The sequence below is a fragment of the Bradyrhizobium sp. CER78 genome, assembly GCF_029846235.1.
GTDB lineage: Bacteria > Pseudomonadota > Alphaproteobacteria > Rhizobiales > Xanthobacteraceae > Bradyrhizobium.
Genome location: NZ_JARVWP010000013.1, coordinates 40,833 through 67,075 on the forward strand (window position 1 = coordinate 40,833; position 26,243 = coordinate 67,075).

Annotated in this window: 23 protein-coding genes, 1 pseudogene and 1 riboswitch; of the genes and pseudogenes, 8 read left to right on the plus strand and 16 right to left on the minus strand. The window is 64.7% G+C overall.

The window, feature by feature from the left end; translation table 11 throughout:
- Positions 1–1,674, minus strand: coding sequence for a GspE/PulE family protein (locus QDT69_RS25510; protein WP_279709236.1), 1,674 nt, complete (start codon positions 1,672–1,674; stop codon positions 1–3).
- Positions 1,675–2,007: 333 nt separating this feature from the next.
- Between QDT69_RS25510 and gspD the strand changes: the two genes are divergently transcribed.
- Together gspD and QDT69_RS25520 are read left to right on the plus strand one after the other, a co-directional pair.
- The gene (gene gspD / locus QDT69_RS25515; protein ID WP_279709237.1) at positions 2,008–4,383 is read left to right on the plus strand and encodes a type II secretion system secretin GspD; all 2,376 of its coding nucleotides are present in this window, start codon (positions 2,008–2,010) and stop codon (positions 4,381–4,383) included.
- A gap of 76 nt (positions 4,384–4,459) precedes the next feature.
- Positions 4,460–4,933: a tetratricopeptide repeat protein gene (locus QDT69_RS25520; protein WP_279709394.1), complete on the plus strand. Its 474-nt coding sequence runs from the start codon at positions 4,460–4,462 to the stop codon at positions 4,931–4,933.
- Positions 4,934–5,027: 94 nt separating this feature from the next.
- Here the strand turns inward: QDT69_RS25520 and QDT69_RS25525 are convergent, their stop codons facing one another.
- The 8 genes from QDT69_RS25525 to QDT69_RS25560 form a co-directional block, all read right to left on the minus strand.
- Positions 5,028–5,174, minus strand: coding sequence for a hypothetical protein (locus tag QDT69_RS25525; protein WP_279709238.1), 147 nt, complete (start codon positions 5,172–5,174; stop codon positions 5,028–5,030).
- A gap of 92 nt (positions 5,175–5,266) precedes the next feature.
- Positions 5,267–5,557 carry a filamentous haemagglutinin family protein gene (locus tag QDT69_RS25530; protein WP_347952062.1) on the minus strand — a complete coding sequence of 97 codons (291 nt, stop codon included), beginning with the start codon at positions 5,555–5,557 and terminating at the stop codon, positions 5,267–5,269.
- Positions 5,548–7,041 (minus strand): PepSY domain-containing protein, encoded by a 1,494-nt coding sequence (locus tag QDT69_RS25535; RefSeq protein ID WP_279709239.1) that lies wholly within the window; start codon positions 7,039–7,041, stop codon positions 5,548–5,550. Before QDT69_RS25535 ends, QDT69_RS25530 begins: the two co-directional genes overlap by 10 nt.
- Before the next feature lie 2 nt (positions 7,042–7,043).
- Positions 7,044–9,317 carry a TonB-dependent siderophore receptor gene (locus tag QDT69_RS25540; protein WP_279709240.1) on the minus strand — a complete coding sequence of 758 codons (2,274 nt, stop codon included), beginning with the start codon at positions 9,315–9,317 and terminating at the stop codon, positions 7,044–7,046.
- 105 nt (positions 9,318–9,422) lie between these two features.
- A riboswitch (cobalamin riboswitch) is annotated at positions 9,423–9,619 on the minus strand.
- Between the two features lie 232 nt (positions 9,620–9,851).
- Positions 9,852–10,778, minus strand: coding sequence for a GTP-binding protein (locus tag QDT69_RS25545; RefSeq protein WP_279709241.1), 927 nt, complete (start codon positions 10,776–10,778; stop codon positions 9,852–9,854).
- A gap of 1 nt (position 10,779) precedes the next feature.
- Positions 10,780–12,270 (minus strand): amidohydrolase family protein, encoded by a 1,491-nt coding sequence (locus QDT69_RS25550; RefSeq protein ID WP_279709242.1) that lies wholly within the window; start codon positions 12,268–12,270, stop codon positions 10,780–10,782.
- A gap of 269 nt (positions 12,271–12,539) precedes the next feature.
- Entirely contained in the window at positions 12,540–12,983 is a 444-nt protein-coding gene (locus tag QDT69_RS25555) for a hypothetical protein (protein ID WP_279709243.1), read from the minus strand.
- Between the two features lie 179 nt (positions 12,984–13,162).
- Positions 13,163–13,486: a hypothetical protein gene (locus QDT69_RS25560; RefSeq protein WP_279709244.1), complete on the minus strand. Its 324-nt coding sequence runs from the start codon at positions 13,484–13,486 to the stop codon at positions 13,163–13,165.
- A 310-nt stretch (positions 13,487–13,796) separates the two neighbouring features.
- Here QDT69_RS25560 and QDT69_RS25565 point away from each other — a divergent pair, with 310 nt between their 5' ends.
- On the plus strand, positions 13,797–15,752 hold the full coding sequence (locus QDT69_RS25565) for a hypothetical protein (RefSeq protein WP_279709245.1): 1,956 nt from the start codon (positions 13,797–13,799) through the stop codon (positions 15,750–15,752).
- A gap of 35 nt (positions 15,753–15,787) precedes the next feature.
- Complete coding sequence (locus QDT69_RS25570; RefSeq protein ID WP_279709246.1) at positions 15,788–16,423, plus strand: hypothetical protein; 636 nt, start codon at positions 15,788–15,790, stop codon at positions 16,421–16,423.
- Positions 16,424–16,463: 40 nt separating this feature from the next.
- Here the strand turns inward: QDT69_RS25570 and QDT69_RS25575 are convergent, their stop codons facing one another.
- Positions 16,464–18,320, minus strand: coding sequence for an ABC transporter ATP-binding protein/permease (locus QDT69_RS25575; protein ID WP_279709247.1), 1,857 nt, complete (start codon positions 18,318–18,320; stop codon positions 16,464–16,466).
- A 194-nt stretch (positions 18,321–18,514) separates the two neighbouring features.
- On the opposite strand from QDT69_RS25575, the gene rpmE reads away from it, so the two are divergent.
- A complete protein-coding gene (gene rpmE, locus QDT69_RS25580) occupies positions 18,515–18,742 on the plus strand; it encodes a 50S ribosomal protein L31 (RefSeq protein WP_016845230.1) in 228 nt (75 codons plus the stop codon).
- Positions 18,743–18,808: 66 nt separating this feature from the next.
- Positions 18,809–18,955 (plus strand): annotated as a pseudogene (locus QDT69_RS25585) (IS481 family transposase); the annotation flags it as partial.
- Positions 18,956–19,042: 87 nt separating this feature from the next.
- Here QDT69_RS25585 and QDT69_RS25590 read toward each other — a convergent pair.
- Positions 19,043–19,660: a LysE family translocator gene (locus tag QDT69_RS25590; protein ID WP_279709248.1), complete on the minus strand. Its 618-nt coding sequence runs from the start codon at positions 19,658–19,660 to the stop codon at positions 19,043–19,045.
- Positions 19,661–19,896: 236 nt separating this feature from the next.
- Positions 19,897–20,523, minus strand: coding sequence for an FMN-binding negative transcriptional regulator (locus QDT69_RS25595; protein WP_279709396.1), 627 nt, complete (start codon positions 20,521–20,523; stop codon positions 19,897–19,899).
- Between the two features lie 98 nt (positions 20,524–20,621).
- Here QDT69_RS25595 and QDT69_RS25600 point away from each other — a divergent pair, with 98 nt between their 5' ends.
- Complete coding sequence (locus QDT69_RS25600; RefSeq protein WP_279709249.1) at positions 20,622–22,115, plus strand: PLP-dependent aminotransferase family protein; 1,494 nt, start codon at positions 20,622–20,624, stop codon at positions 22,113–22,115.
- A 31-nt stretch (positions 22,116–22,146) separates the two neighbouring features.
- On the opposite strand, the gene QDT69_RS25605 is transcribed toward QDT69_RS25600, so the two are convergent.
- From QDT69_RS25605 to QDT69_RS25620, 4 genes are all read right to left on the minus strand, one after another.
- Positions 22,147–22,605, minus strand: a complete 459-nt coding sequence (locus QDT69_RS25605) for a hypothetical protein (RefSeq protein WP_279709250.1) — start codon at positions 22,603–22,605, stop codon at positions 22,147–22,149.
- 144 nt (positions 22,606–22,749) lie between these two features.
- Entirely contained in the window at positions 22,750–23,016 is a 267-nt protein-coding gene (locus tag QDT69_RS25610; RefSeq protein WP_279709251.1) for a hypothetical protein, read from the minus strand.
- A gap of 57 nt (positions 23,017–23,073) precedes the next feature.
- Positions 23,074–23,586: a DUF1465 family protein gene (locus QDT69_RS25615; protein ID WP_146988279.1), complete on the minus strand. Its 513-nt coding sequence runs from the start codon at positions 23,584–23,586 to the stop codon at positions 23,074–23,076.
- 483 nt (positions 23,587–24,069) lie between these two features.
- On the minus strand, positions 24,070–24,261 hold the full coding sequence (locus QDT69_RS25620) for a DUF1192 domain-containing protein (RefSeq protein WP_076865389.1): 192 nt from the start codon (positions 24,259–24,261) through the stop codon (positions 24,070–24,072).
- 266 nt (positions 24,262–24,527) lie between these two features.
- Here QDT69_RS25620 and metG point away from each other — a divergent pair, with 266 nt between their 5' ends.
- Complete coding sequence (metG, locus tag QDT69_RS25625; protein WP_279709254.1) at positions 24,528–26,207, plus strand: methionine--tRNA ligase; 1,680 nt, start codon at positions 24,528–24,530, stop codon at positions 26,205–26,207.
- The last annotated feature ends 36 nt before the right edge of the window (positions 26,208–26,243 follow it).

Below are 26,243 nucleotides of genomic sequence, written 5' to 3' on the forward strand. Positions count from 1 at the left end.
TCACCGCACCGTTGCAACGCGGAGGATCTCGGCGGGCGAGGTCAATCCGGCGCGGCATTTGGCGACCCCGTCATCGAGCATTGTGGTCATGCCCGCCCGGATCGCCATCGTATCGATCTTCAGCCCGTCGGTTCGCTCTCCGATCAGTTCACGCAGTTCGTTGGATAGTTCGAGCAGTTCGAACACGCCGAGACGGCCGCGATAGCCGGTGCCGCCGCAGCGCTCGCAGCCGCATGGCTCCTGGATGATCTCCTCGGCGCGGAAGCCGAGCGCGGCGAGCCGAGGGTCCTCGGTGAAGTCGGCAGCGACCAGCGGCCGCGCCGTCTTACAGCGCTCGCACAATTGCCGGACCAGGCGTTGCGCGATCACCCCGCGCAACACCGAACGCAGCAGATAGCCTTCGACCCCGAGGTCGAGCAGGCGCGGCACCGCCGCTGCCGCAGTCTCGGTGTGCAGCGTCGTCAGCACCAGATGCCCGGTCAGCGCGGCATGCACCGCGACGTGCGCGGTCTCGGAATCGCGGATTTCGCCGACCATGATCACATCAGGGTCCTGGCGAACGAAGGACCGCAGCGCGGTGGCGAAGGTCAGGCCGATCGCTGGCTTGATCTGGGACTGGTTGACGCCGGGAATCTCATATTCGACCGGGTCCTCGATGGTCAGAATCTTGCGGCTGGGCTCATTGAGGATCGACAGAATCGTCGCCAGCGTCGTGGTCTTGCCGCTGCCGGTCGGCCCGGTGATCACGACCATGCCATGCGGCAGCTTCAAGAGCCGCCGCAGCTTGCCCTCGTCGGGCGCGGAGAAGCCGAGCTTTTCGACCACCAGCAGGCCGCGATCCTTGGGCAGGATGCGGATGACGGCGGACTCGCCATGCTGCGTCGGCATGATCGCGACGCGGATATCGATGTCGGTGCGCCCAGCCCGCAGCCGTGCCGCACCGTCCTGCGGCAGGCGCCGCTCGGCGATGTTGAGATTGGCGATGATCTTGATACGGGAGACCACCGCCTGCGGCAGCACGCCCGACAGCGCCGCAACCGGCCGCAGCAGGCCATCGATGCGTAAGCGAACCATGAGGCCGGCGGAGAACGGCTCGATATGGATGTCGCTGGCGCGAAGCTCGACAGCCTTCTCGATCAGATCGTTGACCGCGCGCACCACCGGGGCGCCGCTGGCAAGATCGCGCAGGCTCTCGATGTCGTCTTCCCGGGGCGCCGCCGTCGCATCGGCGGCCTCGACCTCCTCGGCGCTGGAGGAGTTGTTCAGCGCGATGGCGACGTCTTCAGACGAGGCCACCTTCACATCGATGCCGGCGCCGAGCACGATCTGCGCCGCCCGCAGCGTCGCCTGGTCGGTCGGATCGACCACCGCGAGAATAATGGTCCCGTCGGCCGCCCGGCACGGATAGACCATGGTCTCGCGCAGGAAGCGCGGCGAGAACGAGCCGACCAGCGGCTCGGCCGAGGTCATATCCTGGAGCGTCAGACGGCCCAGCGCGAAGAAGCGCGCGGCCTCGTCTGCGAATTCGGTCGGCGAGAGGCTGGTGACCTCCCACAGCTTCAGCTGCCTGACATCGGCCCCCGGCCCGGTCCGGTCGGCCGCTCCGTCGATCGGCGTCAGGTGATTGTTCTGACGGAGATAATCCACGAACCGAACGGACAGGTCGTTGGCCATTCCTTATATCCCGCCACACTATCCCGGATCAGTCCGTGCCAAGGTCCGCTACGTGCCCGTCGCGCTCGGCTCCCGGCGGTTCTGCGGTTATCGATCCGAAGTGTGACAGCTGTGCGAAGTCGCATCGCCCGCCCCGCTCAAGAAACCTTGACGTGGCATCGCGGACACGATGGCCGTCGGCTGCGCAAGTTTGGTGCGATGCGATGGGCAGGCCGCGAACGACAATCATGTAACCAATTTATTTCTGTCATGTTCGATCGCTAAGAGTCCTGCCGGGGTAGGACCGATCGTCGCAAGCAATCGAAATTCAGTTAGTCAGAGCGAAGGGCCTTCATGCAACGCGTAGGCAAAGTGGGCCGCTGCCCGACGATCCGTGGCGGCCTCGCAGCCATTTTTGCCTTGACGTCATTGGGGTTGCTGGCGTCCTGCAATTCCGCGACGGTCGGCGAGAGCGTCGACGCGTCGCAGCTCGACGTCACCGACAAGGTGCGCTCGCTGGATCTGGCGCAGCGCCAGCCGCAACCGGTCAGCGCGCTGGCGGCGACGGGCAGCAGCCAGAGCGGCAGCGTGCGCGCGGCGATGTACGACGGAAGCGAAGTGACCGGCATCGCGGATGCCCGGCCGCAGCCGGCCGCAAACGGCAACGGCTTCGACCTGAATTTCGAGAGCACGCCGGTCGCGACCGTCGCCAAGGTCGTGCTCGGCGATATCCTGCATGTCGGCTACACCATCGACCCGCGGGTGCAGGGCACGGTGAGCCTGGTGTCGGTCCGCCCGGTGCCGAAATCCGACATGGTCTTCGTGCTTGAAAACGCGCTCCGCCTGAGCGGCGTGGTGCTGCTGAAGGATACGGCCGGCTACCGCCTGACGCCGCTCGGCGACGCCGTCGGCGGCGGCCGTGTCGATGCCGCGGCAGCCAATCCCGAAGCCGGCTTCGGCATCTCGGTGGTCCCCCTGCAATATGTATCGGCCCAGACCCTGCTGAAGCTGACCGACAGCTTCGCCACCCGGGCCGGCTCGGTCCGTGCCGACACGACGCGCAATCTGCTTCTGATTCAGGGCACCGGCGCCGAGCGCCGCACCGCGGTCGACACCGTGCTCAGCTTCGACGTCGACTGGATGCGCGGCCAGTCCGTCGGCATCTTCCCGATCTCGAGCGGGTCGCCCGCGCCGGTCATTGCCGAGCTGGAGAAGATCGTCGATTCCGGCGAGAACGGCCTCAGCCAGAACGTCATCAAGTTCATGCCGATCCAGCGCCTCAACGCGGTGCTGGTGGTGACCAAGAAGCCTGAGATGCTGCACACGGCTGCGACCTGGATCAAGCGCCTCGACCGCAACGACACCGCGCGCACCTCGGTCCATGTCTACCGCGTCAAATACGGCGATGCGCGCCAGATCGCGCGGGTGCTGACCGACATGTTCCTCGGCGGCTCGTCCGGCAATTTGCTCGACAGCGCCGACAGCCAGCTCGCGCCCGGCTCCGGCACCTCGTCGACCTCAAGCGTCGCCGACCGTCTGTCGCTCAACAACAACAACGGCGCGAATTCAGGCATGAACGGCTTCGCCTCGCGCGGCACGTCGGGGACGGGCCAGGGCCTCGGCCAGGGTTTTGGCGCCGGTGGACAGTCCAACAATCCCAACAATCAAGGCCAGGGCAACAATGCCGCGCTGGATGCCGGACGCGGCGCGTCGGGCTCCGGCAACGGCCAGCCCGTCATGCAGGACGTCCGGATCACGCCCGATGTCGTGAACAACAACCTGCTGATCTATGCCGACCAGGCCAATTATCGCATCATCGAGGCGACGCTGGTGCAGATCGACGAGCCGCAGCTCCAGGTCGCGATCGACGCGACGATCGCCGAGGTCACGCTCAACAACACCCTGTCCTATGGCGTGCAGACCTATCTCACCAGCCGGAGCCTGGGCCTGAAGCCGAACATGGGCTCGTTCACGGGCACCCAGGCCACCACGGCGCCCGCCACCACCACGGACGCGACCACCGGCGTCGCCTCCGTCGCCGGCTCGGTCACCAACGCCTTCATCAACCGGGCCTTCCCGGGCTTCAACTTCCTGGTCGGATCCGAGACGCAGCCGAGCTTCATCCTGGACGCGCTGCATGCGGTCACCAGCGTCAAGGTGCTCTCCAATCCGTCGCTGGTCGTGATCAACAACCAGGTCGCGACCCTGCAGGTCGGCGACGTCGTCCCGGTGTCGACCGGCAGCGCAACGGTGCTGACCACGAGCAACACGGTGGTCAACACCATCGACTATCGCAACACCGGCATCATCCTGAAGGTCTCGCCGCGCGTCAGCGTCAACGGCACCGTGCGGCTCGATATCGAGCAGGAGATCAGCAACGTTCCGCAAAGCAGCACGGTGAACCTGACGCCGACAGTGTCGGAGCGGCGGGTCAAGAGCCAGATTTCGGTCGCCAACGGCCAGACCGTGCTGCTGGCGGGCCTGATCAGCGAACAGCAGAGCGGCGCCCGCAACGCGCTTCCGGTGCTCGACCAGATCCCCGGCCTCGGCGATGCCTTCGGGCATCAGAGCAACGGCACCCAGCGCACCGAGCTGATCATCTTCATCCGCCCGCAGATCATCCGCAACGGTTCCGACGCCCAGACCGTGGCCGAGGAGCTTCGCTCGAAATTGCGCGGCAGCATCGCCACGACAACGACCAATGCGCCGATCACCACCAGCTATCACTGAGCCGGGCATGCGCGCACGCAGCCTTTTCATATCGCGCAAGTCGCTCTGCGCCTCGCTTGCCGTCGCGCTTTGGGCGATGACCGCATCAGTCGCGAGCGCCGACGGCGTCGCGCGCGGCGCAGCCGCCTTCCATCGCGGCGACTATGTCAGGGCGGCTCAGGAGCTCGCGCCCGCCGCCGAGCGCGGCAACCCAAGAGCGCTCGGCTTGCTCGGCTTCATGTATGAGCACGGCTTCGGCGTCCCGCAGGCCTACGCCGCTGCCGCCGACCTCTATTATCGCGGCGCCGTGCAGGGCGATCCGTTCGCGCAAGCCCAGCTCGGCCTGATCTATGACAAGGGCCACGGCGTCCCGACCGATTTTGTGCTGGCCTACAAATGGCTCAATCTGGCGGCGGCCCGCGCCGGCGGGCGGCAGCGTGACGCCTATCTCAGGTTCCGCGATGCAGTCGCATCGAAACTCTCGACCTATGAGATCATTGCCGGCCAGCGGTTTGCACTGGAATGGGTCCCGGAGCGGCTGGCGCCGGACGTGCACCTGACGGTCAAGTAATCACCGATCGCAAGCCCGCGCTGCGCGCGAGCCGTTGCGTGCCGGCGACAGCGAGATTTGCACCGCGCCGCCGCTGCTTCCCGACCCCTCGTCATCACCTCCCGGACGTGCCCGCCGCGTCGCCGAGCCCGATGACCTGGAAGGCGCTGTTCTCGTTGTAGGTCTGCTTCTCACTCCGCTTGCGCTTCTGCTCCGGCGTTTCCTCCGGCTGGGTCTCGCCACCGCCGCCACCGTTGCCCATGATTTCGACGATGATGATCGAGGGCTGGTCGTTGGTCTTCGGCGGTGGCGGCGCGGCCTGCTGGCTCGCGGCGCTGGTGTTCGACGCTGACGTCAGCGCACCAACGGGCGGCCCTGCACTGTCGGAACGCCGGTGGAGGTGCCCTGCACCTGGATGTTGGCGGCGTTGACCACCTGCAGCGCCGCGAGGTTGACGTTGCCCAAGACGCGGATGCCGGCTTCGCCCGCATCGATGGTGCCAAGCGGCGCGACGAGGTCGCCGGGGCGGCCTGCGTGCCGGCCGTATAGACGCCGTACGGAGTTGCTTCGCTGAAACTGCCTCCAGCAAGCAATTCGAGGCTGCCGGTGCCGGTGCGAACCACACTGGAAAGAGATTATGACAATCTGCTAACACGCGCGGCAAGCATGGATCGCACCTTCCGCCGCCGCAGCCGGCGCCATCCGATCACGATACCGCTGATCGAGACGACCGTGCCGACCACCGACAGCAGCCACACCACGACGTCGCGCGCCGGCCAGATGCGCAGCAACAGCGGGAAGTCGAGACTGTGCAGGGCGTTGAACAGCCAGCGATAGGACCGGCGGCTGTCGTCGCTGCGGTCAAGCATCTCGGCGGTGACGGGAGAGATGTGCAGCCAGGTGTGGGCGGGATCGTCGAAGCCAATGCGCAGCACGGGAAGCTCGCGCAGCTGGTGCAGCGTGTACCAGTAGGCGTCCGGTTCATCGAGCTCTCGCACCGATGTCATCGCAGCGCTCGGCATCGCGCCCCGCGCCGCAGCAACGACCTCGTCACGCGAGAGAGTCACGGGTGCGCCGGTCACGGGATCGGCGAGGCTACGACGGCTATCGCTGTCGTCGAGCAGCATCAGGGGGCGTCCGCCGATCCAGACGAAGCGCGCCTCCACGGCTGATACCGACGGCAGCGACTGCAAGCCAGCCGCGATATCGGGCGTATCGTGGCCGCTGTAACCGACCGCGATCTCGCGCGTGATCCCGCGGCCGGAGAACGCGCCGCCAGGATTGAGCGACAACCAGCCGCTGAACATCCAGGTGAAGACGAAGATGCCGCCGATCAGACCGGCGATGTGGTGCCAGGCCATCCAGCCGCGATAGGGCGAGACGGCGCCGCTCGCGTAACGGCGCGTCAGCCGCAGGCGGAGGATGCCGATCCAGAATCCGGTGACCGCGACGACGAGGCAGATGCCCGAGATCCACAGCACCACGTCCCGCCACAGCGGCCCGTCCTTGCGCAGCACGGTCGGATAGATCCAGTGCGGGATCGAGCCGAGCCAATTCCAGATGCGCTCGCGCCGCGTGGTGTCGAGCGCAATCTCGCCGCTGCGCGAGGAGACGTAGAGCTCGGTGCCGTCGGCATCACCAAGGCCGATCAGATAAAGCGGCCGCAGCGCATCGAACCGCGCCGTGACCGACCATTGATCGCGCGTCACCGTATCGAGCAGCTGCGGCCGCACCGCGTGCGGATGATGGGCGGCAATCGCCAGCGCCTGATCCGGCGCGATGCCGTCGATCACGCGGCCGTCGATTGCGGAAATGGTGACGGCAGCTCCCTTCCAGCCGGTCACGCGATAGACCGGAACGTCGTCCATCATCGAGAGCCGCAGATCGCGCGGATAATGCTCTGCGCCCGCAATCGCCATCGCGCGGTCAGGCGCGACCTGCACCTTGTTCCAGAGGATGACGGGGAGCGCAGCGAGGCGCTCGCCGTCAGTGAGGCGCGGAAACGCCACGTACATCATGACGAGGCCGGAGATGAACCACATCGCGAACAAGAGACACGTCGCAATGCCGATCCAGCGATGGACGACATAGAGCCATCGCCGCCCTCGCCGGATCAGAGCCTTGCGCATGATCAGAACTTCACGTTGACGGACAGTTCCGCGGTACGCGGCATGCCCAGCAGCCATTGCCCTGTCCCGTTCGAAGTCACCGCGTAGGCCTGGTCGAACAGATTGTAGACACGGAAGGCAACCGTCGTGCGGTCGTCCGGCTTCCATCGGATGCCGCCATTGACCACATTGTAGCCCGGCCGCCTCTGGGTATTGGCGAGATCGGAGTACATCGCGCCGACGATCTGCACGCCGCCATAAACCGACCAGTTGGGTGCGAAATCCCAAGTCAGCCAGACGTTGGAGACCTGCTGCGGCACGTTGACCGGGACATTGCCAGCATAGCTGACGATCTTGCCGCCGACCAGCTGGCTGTTGTTGTCGTATTTGGCGCGCAGCAACGCAAGATTGGCGTCGACGCGCCAGCCGTAGTCGAGCGCGAGCCCGACCGACGCCTCGACGCCGCGCGATGATTGCTGGCCGACCTGGAGCGAGAAGCCGGGATTGCCGGGATCGGCGATGAGCAGATTGTTCTTGACGATCTCATAGCCTGCCAGCGTCCACTCGCCGCGTCCGCCAAGGAACGACTGCTTGATGCCGACCTCGGTCTGCTTACCGGTGGAGAGCTGGAAGTTCTTCTGCGAGGTGGACAACGAGATCAGATTGCCGACCGGGTCGACGCCGACGGCATACTGGCCGTAGAAGGCGAGGTTCTTGATCGGCTCGTACACAAGGCCGGTGCGCCAGCTGGTACCCGACAGCGTGGTTTCGAAACTGTTGCCCGGCGTCTTGTAGTCGGTGCGATCGATCTCGGGACGATCGTATCGGACGCCGGTAACCAGCGACAATTGATCGGTCAGCTTCAGCCGGTCTTCGGCAAACAGCGCGTATTGATTGACGATCGAATTGAAGCCCGGCGTGGTCGCCGTCGTGGTCGCGAAGAACGATCCGGGATCGAACACGTACGGATTCACCGACGATGCGCCACCATAGGGTGAGTTGTTGGTGTGGAAGAACTCGATGTGATTGACGTCGAAGCCGGCAACGAACTGGTTCGCGAGCCCGAAGATGTGACCGCTGAACGTCGCATCCATCCGATTGCCGGACTGCTTCTGGTCGTGGAAGATCTCGATATAGCTGGAGCGATCGATCAGCTGGGTCTTCGGGTTGAAGGTGTAGTTCTCGATGTCGCGCCAGTGCCGTTCGCTGGTCAGGTAGTACAGCGTGTTGTTGATCTTGACGCCGTCGGCGACATCCCACTCGGTCTTGAACTGGGTCCAGCTGTCCTGGTAGCGGATCGCGCTGTCGGATGCGTTGTAGTTCTTGAAGCGCAGCGCATCCTGGATCGCGCCGTTGATCAGCGGCGTGCCGAAATAACGCGACGGGCTGCGATCGCCGTAGTCCTCGGACAGCGTGAAGGCGAGATTTTCCGACGCCTGCACCCGCACGGCGGCGGAGACCACCGCATTCGAGGTCTTGTCGCGATCGACCCAACCGTCCGACATGTTGCCGGTGGCGTTGATGCGGTACGACACATTGGGATTGATCGGGCCGGTGCTGTCGACCGACAGCCGCCGCGTCATGTTGCTGTCGAGCGAGACCTCGGCCTCGTTGTACGGCGTATTCTGCGGCTTCTTCGGAACGACGTTGATGACGCCGCCGATCGCACCTTCGCCGTACAGCACCGAGGCCGGGCCGCGCAGCACCTCGATGCGTTGCGTCGACCAGGTGTCATAGGGGAACGTCAGCGTGCCGGAGCCGATATAGAAGCGCGTGCCGTCATAGAGTGTCATCACCGAGTTGCTGCCGGCAAAGCCGCGAGTGCTGAACGACAGGCCGCCATTGCCGGGCGCCGGCGTTGCGATGAAGCCGGCCGCGTTCTGGGTGACGGCATCGAGCACATTATGCTGGCCGCGTTCGGCGATCGTCTGCGCCGTGATGATCTCGACGCTGGCCGGCGTCTGCAGCGGCGTCAGATTGAGGCGGCTGCCGGTGCCGCCCTGCGTTGTGGCATTGAGTGTCGGCGATGCCGGCCCCGATGCGCCCGACGCTGCGGCACGCGGCGCGCCGGGCGCTACGGCTGCCGTTGCCGGCCTGGCGCGTTGCCGCGCCGCCGCGGTGTTGCTGCTTCGCGCGGCGGGTTTGGGCTTCGCGGATGCGGAAGGCGCGACCTCGATCGGATCGAGCGTGGTGGGTGGAGCTGTTTGTGCCGAGGCCTCGGCCGGCAGCAACAATGATGAGAGGGAGCAGACGAGACCGAGGCGCCAGTTGCGCGCAACGGAAGAAGACGAGGACATGAAACGACTCGCGGTAACGTGGCACGTCACCGCGAACGCGGACTGGCGCATTGCCCAAAAGGCAGTGCTCCGATCCCACCAGGACGCCCCCGCCCGATGTGCTCGCGTGTGACCACGACTGACGGCAGGTCTCCTGGCTCACGGGTCATCGCCTGTCGACGCCTTCCCGAGCTGAATAGCCCAGTGGCAAATTGACGAAAGGCTCGCCGTTTACAGTTGCGGGGACAGCTGCGGCGTTGAGAGTACTCTCGCACCGCATTCCCTTTTGATCCCCGAAGGGAACCGTCGCGAAAAACGATAGGTGGTGGACGCAGGGCTGTCAATTCGATGTGATTGTCGCACGCATGCTTTGCGCGATGGTGCTGCGAACGGGACACAGCGACATCTGCGGCGACGCTGGGTCTTTTTCATCCCCGTCATCCTAAGGAGCCGCAAAGCGGCGTCTCGAAGGATCAACGGCCACCGGCCGGGCCGTGCACCCTTCGAGACGCGCTACGCGCTCCTCAGGGTGACGGGAAAACTCGCTTCATCTCATTAGCCGTCGACACATCCCTGCATCACCGCGTCAATCTCGGCGCGCGACAGCACGCCCATCTCGGCGATGAACACTAGCCGCGTGCGCGGCACACCGGGCGCCGGCGCACCTCCGGTAGCAAGCGTCGCGCGTCCGCCAGCGAGCTGAAATACCGTCAGCCGGCCGGGCTGCTCGACGGTCTCGAACAATCCCTTCGCCCGCGCCAGCTTCGGCGCCAGCCTGCCGATCGCCTGCTGCAGGCGCGGCAAGCGCACCGGCCGCTCCGAGGTCCAGCTCAGCGTCTCGAACCGATCGGTCGCCGGCCGTCGCGGCGCGGTCTCGCGCGGTGCCGGCGCCTGATCGAGATCCGCCGGAAACAGCAGCGCGGCCGGCACCTCGCCATGCAGGGCATCGACCACCACGGCCGCCGGACGCACGGTTCGCACCGCATCGCGGATCGCGGCGCATGCGGCTGCATCGGCGAGATCAACCTTGCTCAGCGCCACCACATCGGCCGCCCGCAGCTGCGAGCGCAGCAGCGCGTCATCGAGCGCGGCCACCGGCTGCGTCGCGTCGACCACGCACAGCACCGTCTCCAGCGGCGCCTCCTTCCAGATCACGGGATCCATCAGGTTGCGGACGATGTCGGCGGGATCGGCGATGCCGCTGGTCTCGATCACGATGAATTCGGGACGCGGATCACGCCGCAACAGCGTCGCGAGCGTGCGCAGCAGATCGCCCTCCAGCGTGCAGCAGATGCAGCCATTGCTCAGGCTGACCACGCCATCGCTGGCGCCGGCGATCAGCTCCGCGTCGATATTGATCGCGCCGAAATCGTTGACCACGGCTGCGATGCGCTTGCCTTGCGCATGCGCCAGCAGATGGTTGACGACCGTGGTCTTGCCCGCCCCGAGGAAACCCGCGACCAGCAGGATCGGGACCGGCACCTCAGCCTCCGGTGACGGGCCGGCGCACCGGCCGGCCGGGACGTGCCGCGACGTCGAGGACACCATCATTGATCAGCGGCTGGCCGCTGACCACGAGGTGGCGTACGCCTTCCGCCGGGCGGTTCATCGCCGAGAAGGTCGCGCGGTCGCTCAGCGTCTCGAAGTCGAACACCACGACATCGGCGTCGGCGCCCGCCTGCAGCCTGCCCTTGGCGCGCATCGCCGGCGTGCTTGCCGACAGGATCTCCGCCGGGATCAGCGCGCATTTGCGGATGCCCTCGAGCAGCGACACCTTCCGGCGCTCGCGTACCCATTCGCGGATGAAGCGGGTGAAGCAGCCAGCCGAACGCGGATGCGAGGTGGCATCGTCCGGCAGCGGCCAGGCGTCGCCGGTGTAGGGGCGGCCATCCGACAGCGTCCACGGCATCGCGTCGGACGCGATCGCACCGCCCGGATACAGCACCGCCATGTCGAGCAGGTCGCGGTGATGCGCGTTGTTCTCGATATCGAGCACATGCCACAGCACCAGCGTCGAGGGCTCGGCGGCCTGCGCCGCCAGCAACTCCTCACGGCTGCCGAAACGATGCCCGTCGGTGACGCGCTGCACCGAATCATAGCCGAGGCCGTTGCGCTCCTCGAACTTCGGGTCGCTGAAGAAGGTCGCCGCCAGCACCGTCGAGCCGGTACCATAAGGATAAGCCTCCACCGTGATCGGCAGGCCCTGCGCCTGCGCTTTCGCGATCAGCGCGACGCAGCGTTCGATGTCGGTCTTGCTCGACGAGTTGAAGTGGCAGATGTGCATGTGCGCGCCGGTGGCCCCGGCATAGCCGATCAGGCGGATATAGGCCTCGGCCGCGCTCTCGGGGTCGATGCGCGACATGTAGGCGACGTGGGTGAAGGTCGGCACCGCATGGTCGGCGGCGAGCTGGCATACCGCAGTCAATTCCTGCACGCCAGCGCCCGGCGCATAGGCGTTGAGAATGCCGATGCCGATGCCGCCCTCATTCAACCCATTGGCAAGACGCTCGAGGATGCCGCCGACTTCGCCCTCGGTCGCCACATTCTCGATCCAGCGGCGATCGCGCATCGCTGCACCGAACGATTCCAGCGAGCTTTCCGAATTCGAGCCGGTCATCGCGCCGATCCGCGCGAACGCCCAGTTCGCCGCGGCGCCGTAGTTCAGCACCCGCCCCTTCTCGGCCTGGCGCTTGTACCAGGATGCGACCGGCAGCACGCCGGCCTCGAGGTCGAGTGACGTCGTCACCCCGTCGAACGCCTGCATGCGATCGGCGGGAATGGTCTGGCCATGCGCGTGCAGGTCGATGAAGCCCGGCGCCACCACGAGCCCGGTGGCATCAATCTGCCGCTCCGCGCCGCCGAGCCCGGTGCCGACAGCGGCGATCTTGCCGTCGACGACAGCGACATCGCCGACCGCATCCATCCCGCTGGCCGGATCCACCACCCGGCCGCCGCTGATCACCAAGCCACCCATCTCGCCGCTCCCCGAATTGTCCAAGGCCGTGCCCCCGGCCAGCCGCTTTCATAGACGCTTACGACCGGTCTGCCGCGGGGCCAAGAGACAAAAATGCATCGCATCCATCGCGGCGCAGGATCAACGTGGTCTCGGCTGATGCCCTCTTCCTCCGTTATCCTGAGCTGGCTGCTTGTTCAGCGGCCCTCGAAGGATCGACGGCCACCAGCGGGGCCGTGCATCCTTCGAGGCTCGCCCAGCAGCGCAAGTGTGCTGCAAGGCTCGCATCTTCAGCGACAGAGGCGAAGCCTTTGCGCGGGATGACGGGTGTGGCAGCGAGCTTCGTTACGTCCCGGCGGCGCGGCGCGGCGCCAGCCGCCGCCAGAGATTGGGGTGTGGCCTCTCCGGGTCGCCACGAGCTTCGGCGGGGGCCGGTCCTGCCGAACCGCCAGCTCGAGCGCGCGCCGCAGCCGGAGATTGTCGATCTGCGCCTCGAAGCGCCGGACCATGGCCTCGGCCTTCGCATCGCTGCCGGTAATGGCATGGCAGAGTTCCGCAGTCGTTCTGCGGAAGAATTGGAACGCGTAGTCACCGCCGATCCGATCGAGCTCACGGGCCACGGCGAGCACATGCATCCGTTCGGCATTGTCGAGCGTCACTGCGAAACGCAGCACGGCGAGTTGCCAGGCGCAGAGCAGTTTGCCCTGCGGCTCGGTCGCTCCGTCACTGCCCATCAAAAGATACCCCGCGCGCCGATCCATGGCGCGGCGTGACTATCATTGCGCGGCAATAGGTTTTCGAGGGGAGCTTGCGGACGATCTCATGGGATTCGAATAAACGGCCTTAGCGGCGCGTGGTGTGGCGGCCGCCTCCTTGAACGATGACCGCCACCCGCGCGCCAACAGGCCTGCGACTATCCTTCCAGTCTCGTCCACCGCGCCGGCTCGGTCCCGAAAGTCCCCGGGCCTCCTTCGATCGCGAACACGACCTCGCCGCTATTCGTGCCCTCGACGAAGTTCCTCAGAACGAGCAGCGGCTCGCGGTCATTGTTTAATAGCGATCTGTCTCCAGTAGGATGACCGCTATAGATCGTTTGGAGGAATACCCCGTTGTCGAAATCGAGGGTCGCCGACGACGTGTCCTCGCGAACCCAGGTGCCGCTCGCGGCACCGTCGGTCATGGTGATATTGACCTGCAAAGCATCGTTCTGATGGTTGAGCGCGACAAATACAGCCATTGAATGTGTCCCCCTGGAATATTTCCTTGCGAGTTCGCAATAAGAAAGTCGGCGATAATCTCAGGTTTTGCACGAACGAAATCCGCCGACCCTTGACGGCGTTCGCCAAAATGAGATCATGCCACCCGCAAAGGTTGTTTCCAAGGGCCGCATAATGAACAGGGCGGTATCGTCCGGCGCTTTTTTTGTCTTGATGTTTTTCTGCTTTGTTTCGACGGCGAGGGCAGAAGCCCTGACTCCGCTCGACACCAAGGACCTGCCGCGGCTAGCCGTCTCGATCGGTCACATCGAAGCGGGTCTTCGATACCGATTGAGCACTGACAGCACGTTCAAGGTCACCTCGACAAGGAGCGTCGACTACAAGAACGAACGAAAGAGCACGTTCGACTACGACTTCCGTTCGACGAGTACGTTGACCGAAAAAACCGCGTCGAACCTCGGATTCGATTTGAAGCTGAGCCTTTCCAAGGACTTCAAGGTCGGATTTGGCGGCAGCGTCAAGACCGATACGACCGATGAGCGAAAGAACGTCTGGGAGAATCATCAGCGGCTGGACGCCATCATCACCGCGACCAGTTCCGCGGGCCAGGTCTTGTCCAGCGAGGAGTTTCAGAAAGCCTCGCTGGGCGAGAACGACGGCTTCCTGACCGCCGAAATAACCATCACCAATTACGAGAACTACTCGATTATTCTGTCCGATATCAATTTCTCGATCATCAGCTCGGACCCCTTCAGGTCGAACGAGCAGACGATCATGAACGGCGTCATCGGGGTCAACACGTCTTCGGTACCAGGCTCGCCCCCCGCGGCCGTCGCCGGTGCGACCAAGCTCACCATCAGCCCCATCAGCGCAACCGGCGAACCGTTCCGTTACGTCATCTACGTGGAGTCGCGGCCGACGGCGCTGATCAAGGACCTGCTCGCCAACGGCTCGGTGTTTTCGCTGCAGATCAACAGTATCAAATATCTGAAAAGCGACGCCACCACGGAAATTTCCGTCACCGACAGGCTGGCTCAGCTGAAGAGCACGGCGGTGGGTGTGCGGGTGGTCGACAATACGACCGACAACACCACCTATTATCCTGCAAAGGATGCAGCCGGCCAGCCGGTTACGCCGCGTCAATTGCTGAAAGCGCTCGATGCCGACGTCGACATCAAGACCGACGGCAACATCACCTATCTCAACAGGTTTCTCGGCCAAACAACGAAGTTCAAAGCGTGGTCCCGCGATCTCGCGATCAAGCGCCTGACCCGCAAGCAACTCAACGACTTCCGCGCCGCCGCCGTCACCGACGGAGCATGGACGGCGACCTGGGAGCCCCACGCGCCCCCGACCACGGGCCAACCTGATCTGGACACGCCGCTCGCCGCGGGTGACCGGCTCGACCTGGTGTATCTGACCAAGGCCGCCATCATCAAAGCGGAGATCGACGAGGACATCCGCGGCACCAATCTGACGCGAACCTGTGCGATCGACGCCAAGCCGCAATTCGTCCCGAGCTTTTGCACGTCCAATGTGAGGAACGGCGATATCGTCAGGCTGGAGGCGAAGGCCTGGGCGACCAGCACCGCCACGACCGAAAAGCCGACCGATGTCGTGGCGACGGCATTTCAGGACAAGGCGCCTTCGGTAGCGCCCGCGTTCGTCAAATCATCGCTCACGACCGCAAATGCCACGCTGTCGCAGTTGGACAGCGTCGTCGTCGGCCTCGATCCGAACGAGGTCATCAAGGACCTCCAGTTGAAGATCGGCGACACGCCTGCCCGGCCGGTTTCCGACCTCGTCAACAGCGGCCTCATCGCGGCGGAGGCTTCCGCCGACGGATGGTTTGCCCTGAACTTCAGCATGCCGGCCACGCTAACTGATGCGAGCAACGTTGTGTGCATCGGCGACGCGCCGTCGCCGCGCAAGCTCAAGATCGGCCGTGTCCTCAACATCACGCCGCCGGAGTTCAACGACAGCTGCCCGCCGTCAGGCTGCTTGCCCTGGCACGCCTTTGCCCTCGCATGGAAGAAGGGCAACCCGCAGCGGGATCGCGACATCTACGACCAGAGGTTCTTCAAGGTCGTCATCCATCACTTCCGGAAGCTTCGGAACGAGGCGGAATATCTGGCGCCGCCGCAGGGGCTCTCACCCAAGATCGTCGAGGACTTCATCGGAGCAGACAATGTGCCGACCATTGACGACGGGCCAACGGAGTTCTGCCCGGTCATCCGCTTCACGCCGCCGCCGATCCCCATGATTGCAGGCGGGCTCGCCCAATGAGAACCGTGTCCATCCAAGTCCTCGTCATCCTCACGATGCAGGCCGCCGGCCTCGCAAAAGCAGGGGCGCAGCACCTGCAATGCACCATCTCCGATGGCAGCAACGGCAATCAGAAGGTTCTGGAGGTTCGCGCCCTGCCGGGATCTTCGCCGCTCTCGTTCGCGGATTCCTTCATCTTCAACGGCCTCAATGCCGCGAATGCTGCAGACCACAAGGCTCTCGCCGACGCCGCGCATCCGATTGCGTCCGAGAAATACACATTGACGATCGAGGACCAGCAGTGGCCCATGGTTGCCGTCGTGATTGCGGATAAGGGCGCGGAACAGCCCAAGGAAGCCTGCGTCGCCTCGTTCGGCTCAAACCTGGCGTCCGTACCGAACTCGATGGCGGTATTCGACCGCGATGCCCGCGATTTCTTCGATATTTACCAGACCCGGATGGATGCGATTCCCGCCATCACCGCAGCCAGCGATGCGTGCAAGGCAAATGCCGGCAGAATGGCGATGACACGAAGCCTGATGCAGCCGCATATGCCGCCGCCGGACGGCGCGCCCCCGGGCAGCCCTATTGCAAAGGCGGCAAAGTTCAGGAGCATCGTTCAGACCCAAATGCTCGAACAGGATCTAGCCGTCGGATTCGACGTCGCGGCGAAGGACCACTGCTATCCGTAGCAGCGTCTGAAGCGCGGAACATGTACCCCGGACAGCCCGTTCAAATCCCTTCGAACTGCAGGCGCGCCAGCCGCGCATAGAGGCCGCCCGCGGCGACCAACTCGGCGTGCGTGCCCTGTTCGACGATCTTGCCCTGGTCCATCACCAGGATGCGGTCGCAGGACAGCACGGTCGCCAGCCGATGCGCGATGACCAGCGTGGTGCGGTGGCGCATCAATTCCTCAAGCGCGGTCTGCACCAGCGTCTCGCTCTCGGCGTCGAGCGCCGAGGTCGCTTCATCCAGCAGCAGCAGCGGCGCATCGCGCAGGATCGCGCGCGCGATCGCGATGCGCTGGCGCTGGCCGCCTGATAGCGTGACGCCGCGCTCGCCGAGCTGGGCGTCGAAGCCTTCAGGCAGGCGGCGCAGGAACTCGGTGGCATGCGCGAGATCGGCGGCGCGCTCGACCTCGGCATCGGTGGCGTCGGGCCGGCCGAACCGGATATTCTCGCGGGCCGAAGCCGCGAACACCACGGAATCCTGCGGTACCAGCGCGATCTGCGCCCGCACATCGGCCGGATCGGCCTGCCGGATCGGCACGCCGTCGAGCGAGATGGTGCCCGATTTCGGATCGTAGAAGCGCAGCAAGAGATGAAACAGCGTGCTCTTGCCGGCGCCGGAGGGGCCGACGATCGCGACCTTCTCGCCCGAGCCGACCTTCAGCGACACGCCGTCGACCGCGAGCGCGTTGGGCCGGGTCGGATAGGCGAAGCTGACATCGTCGAAGCCGACATCGCCGCGCGCCGGCTGCGGCAGTGCGCGCGGCGAAGCGGGAGCCGCAATCTGCGGCCTGACGCGCAGGATCTCGAACAGCCGCTCGGCAGCGCCCGACGCGGCCGAAACCTCGCCCCAGACCTCGCTGAGCTGGCCGAGGCCGCTGGCCGCGAAGGCGGTATAGAGAATGAACTGGCCGAGCCGGCCCGGGCTAATGGTTCCGACCAGCACGTCGTGCGAGCCGACCCACAGGATCACGACGACGCTGGCGAACACGATGAAGATGACGATTAGCGTCAGCACGGCGCGCGCCTTGGTCGAGCTGCGCGCGGCCTGATAGGCCTGCTCCACTTCGCCGGCAAAACGCGTCCTAGCGAGCCGTTCGCCGGTATAGGCCTGCACGGTGCGGATCGCGTTGACCAGCTCGGACGCATAAGCGCTGGCATCGGCCAGCGTGTCCTGGGCGGTGCGCGACAGCCGGCGCACCCAACGGCCGAACGCGACCAGCGGAATCACGATGATCGGAATCGCCAGCAGCACGAAGCCGGACAATCTTGGGCTCGTGATCACCATCATCGCGGCGGCGCCGAAGAACAGCATCAGATTGCGCAGCGCGATCGACACCGACGCGCCGACCGCGGACTTGATCTGGGTGGTATCGGCGGTGAGCCGCGATACCAGTTCGCCCGACCGTGCGGAATCGAAGAACGAGGGCGACAGCGAAATCAGATGCGCGAACACGTCGCGCCGGAGATCGGCGACGATGCTTTCGCCGATCGTCATCACGAGGTAGTAGCGCGAGGCGCTGGCACCGGCGAGCACCGCGACGACCGCGATCATCACGCTGAAATAGCTGTTGATCATCGCGATGCCCTCGGGCGTGAAGCCGAGGTCGATCATCCGCCGCACCGCGACCGGCACGATCAGCGTCGTGATCGCCGCAATCGTCAGCGAAATCAGCGCAAGGATCGCCCGCCCCTTGTAGCGCGCCACATAGGGCGCGAGCGCCAACAACGGCCGCAAGCGGGCACGGCTCTTCGCCGGCTCCGTGATCTGGCTCTCGATGAAGGCTTCCTCATCGAGCAGCGCGTCACGCGGAGGCTCGGGGGCGCCGCGAGGGGTCTCAAACTGTTCGGCTACGCTCATTATTCTTAGACCGGTTCTATCGCCCCCCACATAGGCCCGCCGACCCCCGGCTGGCAAATCCGGTAAAGTCCCAATCCGGTGATGGGCTTAAGCCCTTTCCTGGCTTGTTTTGGGGGGCTCCATGGGTTATAGAGCCGCCCAAATCCCGTACTGAGATGTCTTGAGATGGGCGCCAGCGCGCCGAAGGAACTGTCATGAAAGCCGATATTCATCCGAATTATCATACGATTAAGGTCGTCATGACCGACGGCACCGAGTACCTGACCCGCTCCACCTGGGGCAAGGAAGGCGACACGCTGAACCTCGACATCGACCCCAAGTCGCACCCGGCCTGGACCGGCGGTACCCAGCAGCTGATGGACCGCGGCGGCCGCGTCTCGCGCTTCCAGAAGAAGTTTTCGGGCTTCCTCAAGAAGGACTAAAGTCCGCTTCGGGATCGTCCTTTCGATCACGCAAAACGCCTCCCTCGCGGGGGCGTTTTTGTTTTTGGCGGGCGCCTTGCGATCAGACCGCTCGATCGCGACGGAACCTACGGAATCTTCTTCGCAAGCTGGCAGGTCGCATCAATCGACTTGACCAATGGCGAACCTGTCAGTGATGTGTCGGAACAGGTGTCAGCTATGTCTCCGGTCTAAACACTCGGCCGGGCGATGACAGTTGAGGTTGGGATACAACTTCGCGTTCTCGCGAAAAACGGGCAATGGCCGGTGGACCGCCTACCCCTAACGATCCCCGAACGCCAGCCGCGCGCCGAGCGCGACCAGAATGCTGCCGCCGATCCGCTGCATGATCCGCTGCGACCTCCGGGAGCGCTGCAGCTTCGACATCACGGCGCTGGCGAAGAACACGCAGACGATATCGACCGCCGAGAAGGTCAAATTGACTGTTGCGCCGAGCAGGAACAGCTGGGCCCAGACCGGCAGGCTCGCCGTCGCATCGACGAACTGCGGCAGGAACGCGAGGAAGAAGATTGCGGTCTTCGGATTGAGCACCTCGACGACGATGCTTTGCGCAAAGGCGCGCTCTGCGGAGAGCGGCGCAAGCTTGGGACGCTCCGTGTTATCTCGATCGCGGAACAGCGACAGCCCGAGCCAGACCAGATAGGCCGCACCGGCGAGTTTCATCGCGGTGAACAGCGGCGGCACCGCATGAAACAGCAGAGCGAGGCCGGCGGCCGCGGCGACGACATGGACGTAGCCGCCGAGATGCAGCCCGAGCGAGGCCATCAGCCCCGCGCGCCGGCCGCCCGCGAGCGTGCGGGCCGCGGCATAGAGCATGGCTGGCCCCGGGATCAGCGCAAAGGTCGCGGTGGTGATCGCGAAGGCGAGGTACAATTCCATCAGGAGATTCCGACTGGAGCGAGATGACTATACAAGCAGCGGACGCCGCTTCACCTCGCCCCGCGTGCGGGGAGAGGTCGGAACGCATCGCAAGATGCGTTCCGGGTGAGGGGAAGCCTCCGCAAACTCAGCTATCACCGTATACGCGGAGACAGCCCCTCACCCCAACCCTCTCCCCGTAAGAACGGGGCGAGGGAGCGCAGCGCCATCGCCGCTTGATCTCATCTCATCATTCTCTAGTTCGCCGGAATCATCGCCGCAACCGCACGGTCGACCGGATTGTCGCTTTCGCCGAGACCCGCGATGACGCCGGCGCGATCCTCGAGCTTGCGGTTCTGACTCATCTTCTTCTTGGCGTCGATCCGGGTGATCGGCATCCGGAAGCCGACGATGCCGCGCAGCTGCGCCTTGATGAAATCATCCGGCGCGTCGCTGACCTGCCAGACCTCCTTGCGCGAACTCTCGTGCAGCCTGGTCAGCCGGGTCACGATGTCAAGCAGGCGGTCGACATCCTCGAAGAACTCGGCCGAGCCATAGGCGTGGACCGCGACGTAATTCCAGGTCGGCACCACCTTGCCGTGCTCGGCCTTGGTCACATACCAGGATGGCGTTACATAGGCGTCGGGCCCCATGAAGATCGCCATCGCTTCGCCCACAGCAGGCAGCTTCCACTGCGGATTGGGCCGCGCGACGTGGCCGTACAGCGTGCCGTAGTCGCCCTCGTTTTCATTGAGGATCAACGGCAGCGGCGTGCCAATCAGGCCGTCCGCGGTCGCGGTAACCAGCGTTGCGAGCTTCGAGGCCCGCATCGCGGCGTGGATCGGGCCGAGCTCTTCCAACTTGAAATGCGGCGGCAGGTACATCGCGAACCTCTTGGTCGACCTCATCAATTGCTGCTCGCACCATAGCGCCGAAGTGGCCTATGATAAGAGCCACTTTCGATCATAGTGATTGGTCCACTATGCCCCGCCTGCGCGCCACGATCAGCATCCCTTCGCTCGGCGCGGTCGACCGCGCCGCCGGACAGGTTGGACGCCAGATCGCGCAGGCCCTGCGCGCCGCCATTGCGAGCGGCGAATTGAAGGCCGGGGAATTCCTGCCGTCGACGCGCGCGCTGTCGGCCTCGCTCGGTGTTGCGCGCGGCACCGTCGCGGAAGCCTTCGAGCAGTTGCAGGCCGAGGGCTATCTGGAATCGCAGGTCGGTGCCGGCACCCGGGTGGCGCCTACGCTTGCCGAACAAGCACAGCCTGTCGCCGTCGATCGCAGCCCGAGAAAATCCGCGCTGATCCAGCTGCCTGCCCGCGCGGCGCGGCTTGCCAAAGTGGTGGAAGCCTTCACGCCGATGCCCGAAATCCCGTTTGCGATCGCGGTCCCCGGTGGCGCGGTCGCCCCCGACGACAATTGGCGCCGGCTCGGCAACCGGGTGCGCGCATCGCGCGCGGCGGCGCCTGCGAGCTATGGCGATCCGCGCGGACTGATGGAACTGCGGCAGGCGATCGCCGACTACGTGCGCAAATCCCGCGCGGTGCATTGCGAGCCCGAACAGGTCGTGATCACCGCCGGCACGCAACAGGGTCTCTATCTCTCCGGCCGCGTGCTGCTGTCATCGGGCGATCGTGTGTGGGCCGAGGATCCCGCTTATCCCGGCATGACTGCCGTGCTCGACGATCTCGACCTCGTCACCACGCGCGTTGGCGTCGATGCGCAAGGCATCGACGTCGATGCCGCGACCGCGGCATGTCCCGATGCGCGCGCGGCATTCGTGACGCCCTCGCATCAATATCCGCTGGGCATGCCGATGAGCATGGCCCGCCGCAACGCACTGGTGGCGTGGGCGCAGCGCCGCGATGCCTGGATCGTCGAGGACGATTACGACAGCGAGCTGCGCTACGCGGGGCATCCATTCCCGTCGATGCAAGGTCTCGCGCCGTCACGCGTGATCTATCTGGGTACGCTGAGCAAGGTGCTGTTTCCCTCGCTGCGGCTCGGCTACGTCGTGGCGCCCGCGCCATTGATCGACGCCTTCGCCGGCGCACGCGCACTGCTCGACCGGCATTCGCCGACCACCGACCAGCATGTGCTGGCGGCCTATATGCGCGAGGGCCTGTTCGAAGCGCATATCCGGCGGATTCGCGGCGTCTACGCCGCGCGCCGCGCGACATTGATCGCAGCCCTCGCACGGCACATGCCCGATGACGTCACGCTGCAGCCGAGCGACCAGGGCATGCATCTGCTGCTGTGGCTGCCGCCGCGCTTCGACGACGTGCAACTAGCGAAGGTCGCGCTCGCCGACGGCATCGTCGTGCGGCCGATCTCGCCGATGTACAAGAGTGAGCCACGGTCGGGCCTCATGCTGGGCTTCGGCGGGTTCGAACCGGACGAGTTGGACGCGGCGGCGATACGGCTGCGCAGCATCATGGATCAGAGCCGATCGACGCGGCGGACCAGGGCATGAACTGGTCAGCTGCTGCTCGATGCCGATTGAATTATTTCTGCTCGGCGGGCTCCGGCCGAATGGTCAAGGTGTGCACGGGCTTCGGCTCGGTCAGCGAATTCGGCGCCGGCCCTGCTGCTCGCTTGGCGGCGTCGGCGCGCGCTTTGGCGTCCTCGATCAGCGCGGCGCATGTCGATTGATCGATCGTGAACTCGAAGGGGGCGCTGTTATCGGGTGCGAAAAGGACTCGATGGATCACCACTCCATTCTTTTGAAACAGCGATACGCGGCGATCAAAGCAAAACCTGCCGGCAAATCGAAGTCGCTCCTCATCGCCTTCGGCCTTGTTGCGAGGAAGCATTCCTGCATCATTGGCCCTGTAATGCACATCGACGACGTTGTCGTGCGCCGTTGCAGATTGGAAGGCGATCGGCACGGTCGCCGGATTTGGCACCTTCGCTTCATGCACGTGAGCCATCGCATCGATAGAACGAGCAATCGCCTGGGCCATTTCCGCGGGCGTCTTGGGAGGCGTTTGGGGCTCCCGGCGGCTCGCCGTCTGGCCGCCGGCACTATCAATTGCGGCTACGACAAGCAGTACCGAAGAAGCTGCGGCTATGAGTGACTTTCGCGGAGAGAACACGCTGTAAGCCCGTTATTTTCCGACATGCACGCCCCGCGGTTCTGGAGGCGCTGTGGGTTGAAGGACATTGTAGAAAATAGCACCAAACATGCACCAGCCGAAGGCGCAAAGAAGAATGCGGAAGTGTTTACGGTTGTAGTCAGCGAGCAAGAAGGTGCCGCCGAAATACGAGGAAGGACTAAGATCGCCGGCCAGGTACGCAGCCCAGATCATCCGCAGCAGGGTCCACCCGAAGACCAACCATCCGAGTATGATCCAGGCGAGAAAAAAGGTGTCCAATGATGGTCTCCGGCAGGGCGGAGCTGATTGCGCTAGCGATGCCTCTCGGCGCCGACCTTACTGCTCGAACGCCGCCTTGAGCCGGTTGAGCTGCGGCACCAGGGGGTTGCCGATCGAGGAGCGATCCGGTGCCGGCGCATGGATCGTGGTGTCGAGGCGGCGGACGCGCGCCTGCAGGTCCATCGAGCGGGCGATCAGTTGCTGCAATTGCTCGGGAAGCTTCACGACCATGTCGGCCGGGCCGGGATCGGCGGCCGACAGCTTCACCTTGGTCTTCTCGCGATTGGCCTGGGTCAGCGTCATCTCGCCTTCCTTGACTGCGCGGTGCAGCAGCAGCCAGGACGCGAGCTGCATCAGCCGCGTGGTCAGGCGCATGCTTTCGGTGGCATAGGTCAGGCTCACGGACCGTTCCAGCGCCTTGGCCTCGGCACGTCCGTCGCCGTCGAGATAGGCGGCGGTCTGCTCGACCAGGTCCATGCCTTCCCGGAACAGCACGCCGAATGCCGCAGAATTGGTCAGCCGTTCACTGAACAGCACAAGCCCGGCTTCGTTCTGGGAACGATCGGCCATGGTTAACGCCCTCACACCATCGTAACGCCCGCTGGCATCTCACGCGCCAGCTTATGATGAACAAATCATTGCGCGGGCGCGCCGAAGAGTCCAGCCGCAACCGGATTTATGGTTTCCAGCCGCGGACGCAACAAAAAAGAGCCGCCGTTTCCGGCGGCTTTTGAAGTTGATAACAGGGAGGCGTCAAACAGAGTGGACAGGAGCCACTCGGTGTCCAAACGAGGACAATGCAGTCATAATCGAGAAAGCTTAACCGATCGTAAATGAACGGTTTTCTTCAGGCTTTGTTTGCCATGTCGGCCATTGACCTAGTTTGGGACAGGGGCAGGCACGCCGATGCGTAGCCCGGAAGGAGCGCAGCGAAATCCGGGATTGGTGCAAGACGAAGGGGCGGCCCCCGGATTGCGCGGAGCCTGTCATCGGGCGCGCATTCGCGCGACCCGTTGGCTTCATCCGGGCTACGACCTGTTGTGATGTAGCTGGCTACGACTTGAAGAACGCGTTCGCGGCATCCTTCGACGCGCGCTTCTTCGTCATCGCCTCCTTCAAGCGATCGACTTCGGCGGTGAGCAGCGCGATGCGCTCGGTCAATTCCTCGACCGACAGCAGCGAGAGATCCTGTCCGATCTCGTGGCTGATCTTCTTCCGCGGCCGGTCCTCATCCTCAATCGGCATGTGTCCTCCCGGCGATGTGATCTGGCGCCATGCGTCCAGAGATGTTAGATTTCGATACAAGGAGAATTTTGCAGTGACTTTCGTGTGTGCGCAACATCTGACGCGAATGCCCCGGCCCGACCGCAAGGAGTCTGACCGGACGGGATAGTGCGCCTGCGCGCCAGGCATGAGCCGACCCCAAGCCCTTCCGATCATGCGGGAGGGCTTTTTGATTTTCCGATTTGATTGTCGGGGTCGGCATCACCGAACGCGAAAGACCTCAACCCATGACCAGAATTCTCATCACCAGCGCGCTGCCTTACGTCAACGGCGTCAAGCATCTCGGCAACCTCGTCGGCTCGCTGCTGCCCGCCGACGTCCACGCCCGCTTCCGCCGGCAAATCGGCGACGACGTGCTGTTCATCTGCGCGACCGACGAGCACGGCACACCGGCCGAGCTCGGTGCGATCGAGGCGGGACAGGACGTCCGCGCGTTCTGCGACGCACAGCACGCCGTCCAGGCCGACATCTACCGGCGCTTTGGCCTGTCCTTTGATCATTTCGGCCGCACCAGCTCGCCGCATAATCATGCACTGACGCAGCACTTCTATCGTCGGCTCGACGCAGCCGGATTCATCGAAGAGCGCACCTCGCGCCAGGTGTTCTCGCCGGCCGACCGGCGCTTCCTGCCCGATCGCTACGTGCTCGGCACCTGCCCGCATTGCGGCGATGGATCCGCGCGCGGCGATCAATGCGACCATTGCGGCACGCTGCTCGATCCGCCGGAGCTGATTGAGCCGCGCTCGGCGCTGTCAGGCGACCGTGCGCTCGAGATCCGCGCGAGCCGTCATCTATTCCTGCGCCAGTCGCAACTCGTGGAGAAGATCGGCGCATGGATCGACAGCCGCAGCGGATGGCCGCCCTTCGTGGTGTCGACGGCGAAGAGCTGGCTCAATGCCGATTTGCGCGATCGCTGCATCACGCGCGATCTCGCCTGGGGCATCGCGGTGCCGCGCGAGGGCTTTGACGGCAAGGTGTTCTATGTCTGGTTCGATGCGCCGATCGGCTACATCGCGGCGACGCAGGAATGGGCGGATGTAGCAGCGGGCCGCGACTGGCGGCAATGGTGGTGGCAAGCCGATGAGGTCAGCTACATCCAGTTTCTCGGCAAGGACAACATCCCGTTCCACACCGTGAGCTTTCCGGCGACGCTGCTCGGCTCCGGCGAGCCGTGGAAGACCGCCGACGTGATCAAGGGATTCCACTGGCTGAATTACGAGGGCGGCAAGTTCTCGACCAGCCGGAAGCGCGGCATCTTCACCGACGCCGCGCTTGAGGAGTTGCCGGCCGATCTCTGGCGCTGGTGGCTGATCGCCAACGCACCCGAAAGCGCCGACGCTGATTTCAGCGTCACCAGATTCGTCGCCGACGTGAACAAGGACCTCGCCGATATCTTCGGCAATCTCGCCAACCGCATCATCAGTTTTGCGCATCGCGCATTCGACGGGCGCATCCCTGAAGGAGGCGCGCCCGGCGACGCCGAGCGAAAGCTCGCGCTTGATCTGGAACAGCGCATCGCAGCGCTGCATCGTCACCACACGGCGCTTGAGTTTCGCGCCGCTGGGGCTGCGACCCGCGCGATCTGGGACGTTGCGAACGCTTACCTGCAACACGCCGCACCGTGGACGGCGATCAAGTCCGATCCTGATCGTGCGGCGGTCGTCACGCGCACAGGCCTCAACCTTGTCGCGCTCTGCGCCACGCTGGCGTGGAGCATCGTGCCAAGCTTGTCCGAGCGCGTGCTCGGCGCGTTCGGCCGCAACGAGGCCGTGCCGCGATGGCCCAATGGCCCACTGCTCCCGCTGCTGGACGATGGAGCAGGCACGCCGGTCGCAAGGCTCGGCCCGCTGGTCGAGAAAATCAGCTCTGAAAAAGCCGACCATCTGACGAGGCGGTTCGGGGCGTAATGGCGTTTCGCTTCGCTGGAAAAGGCGGTATGCCAT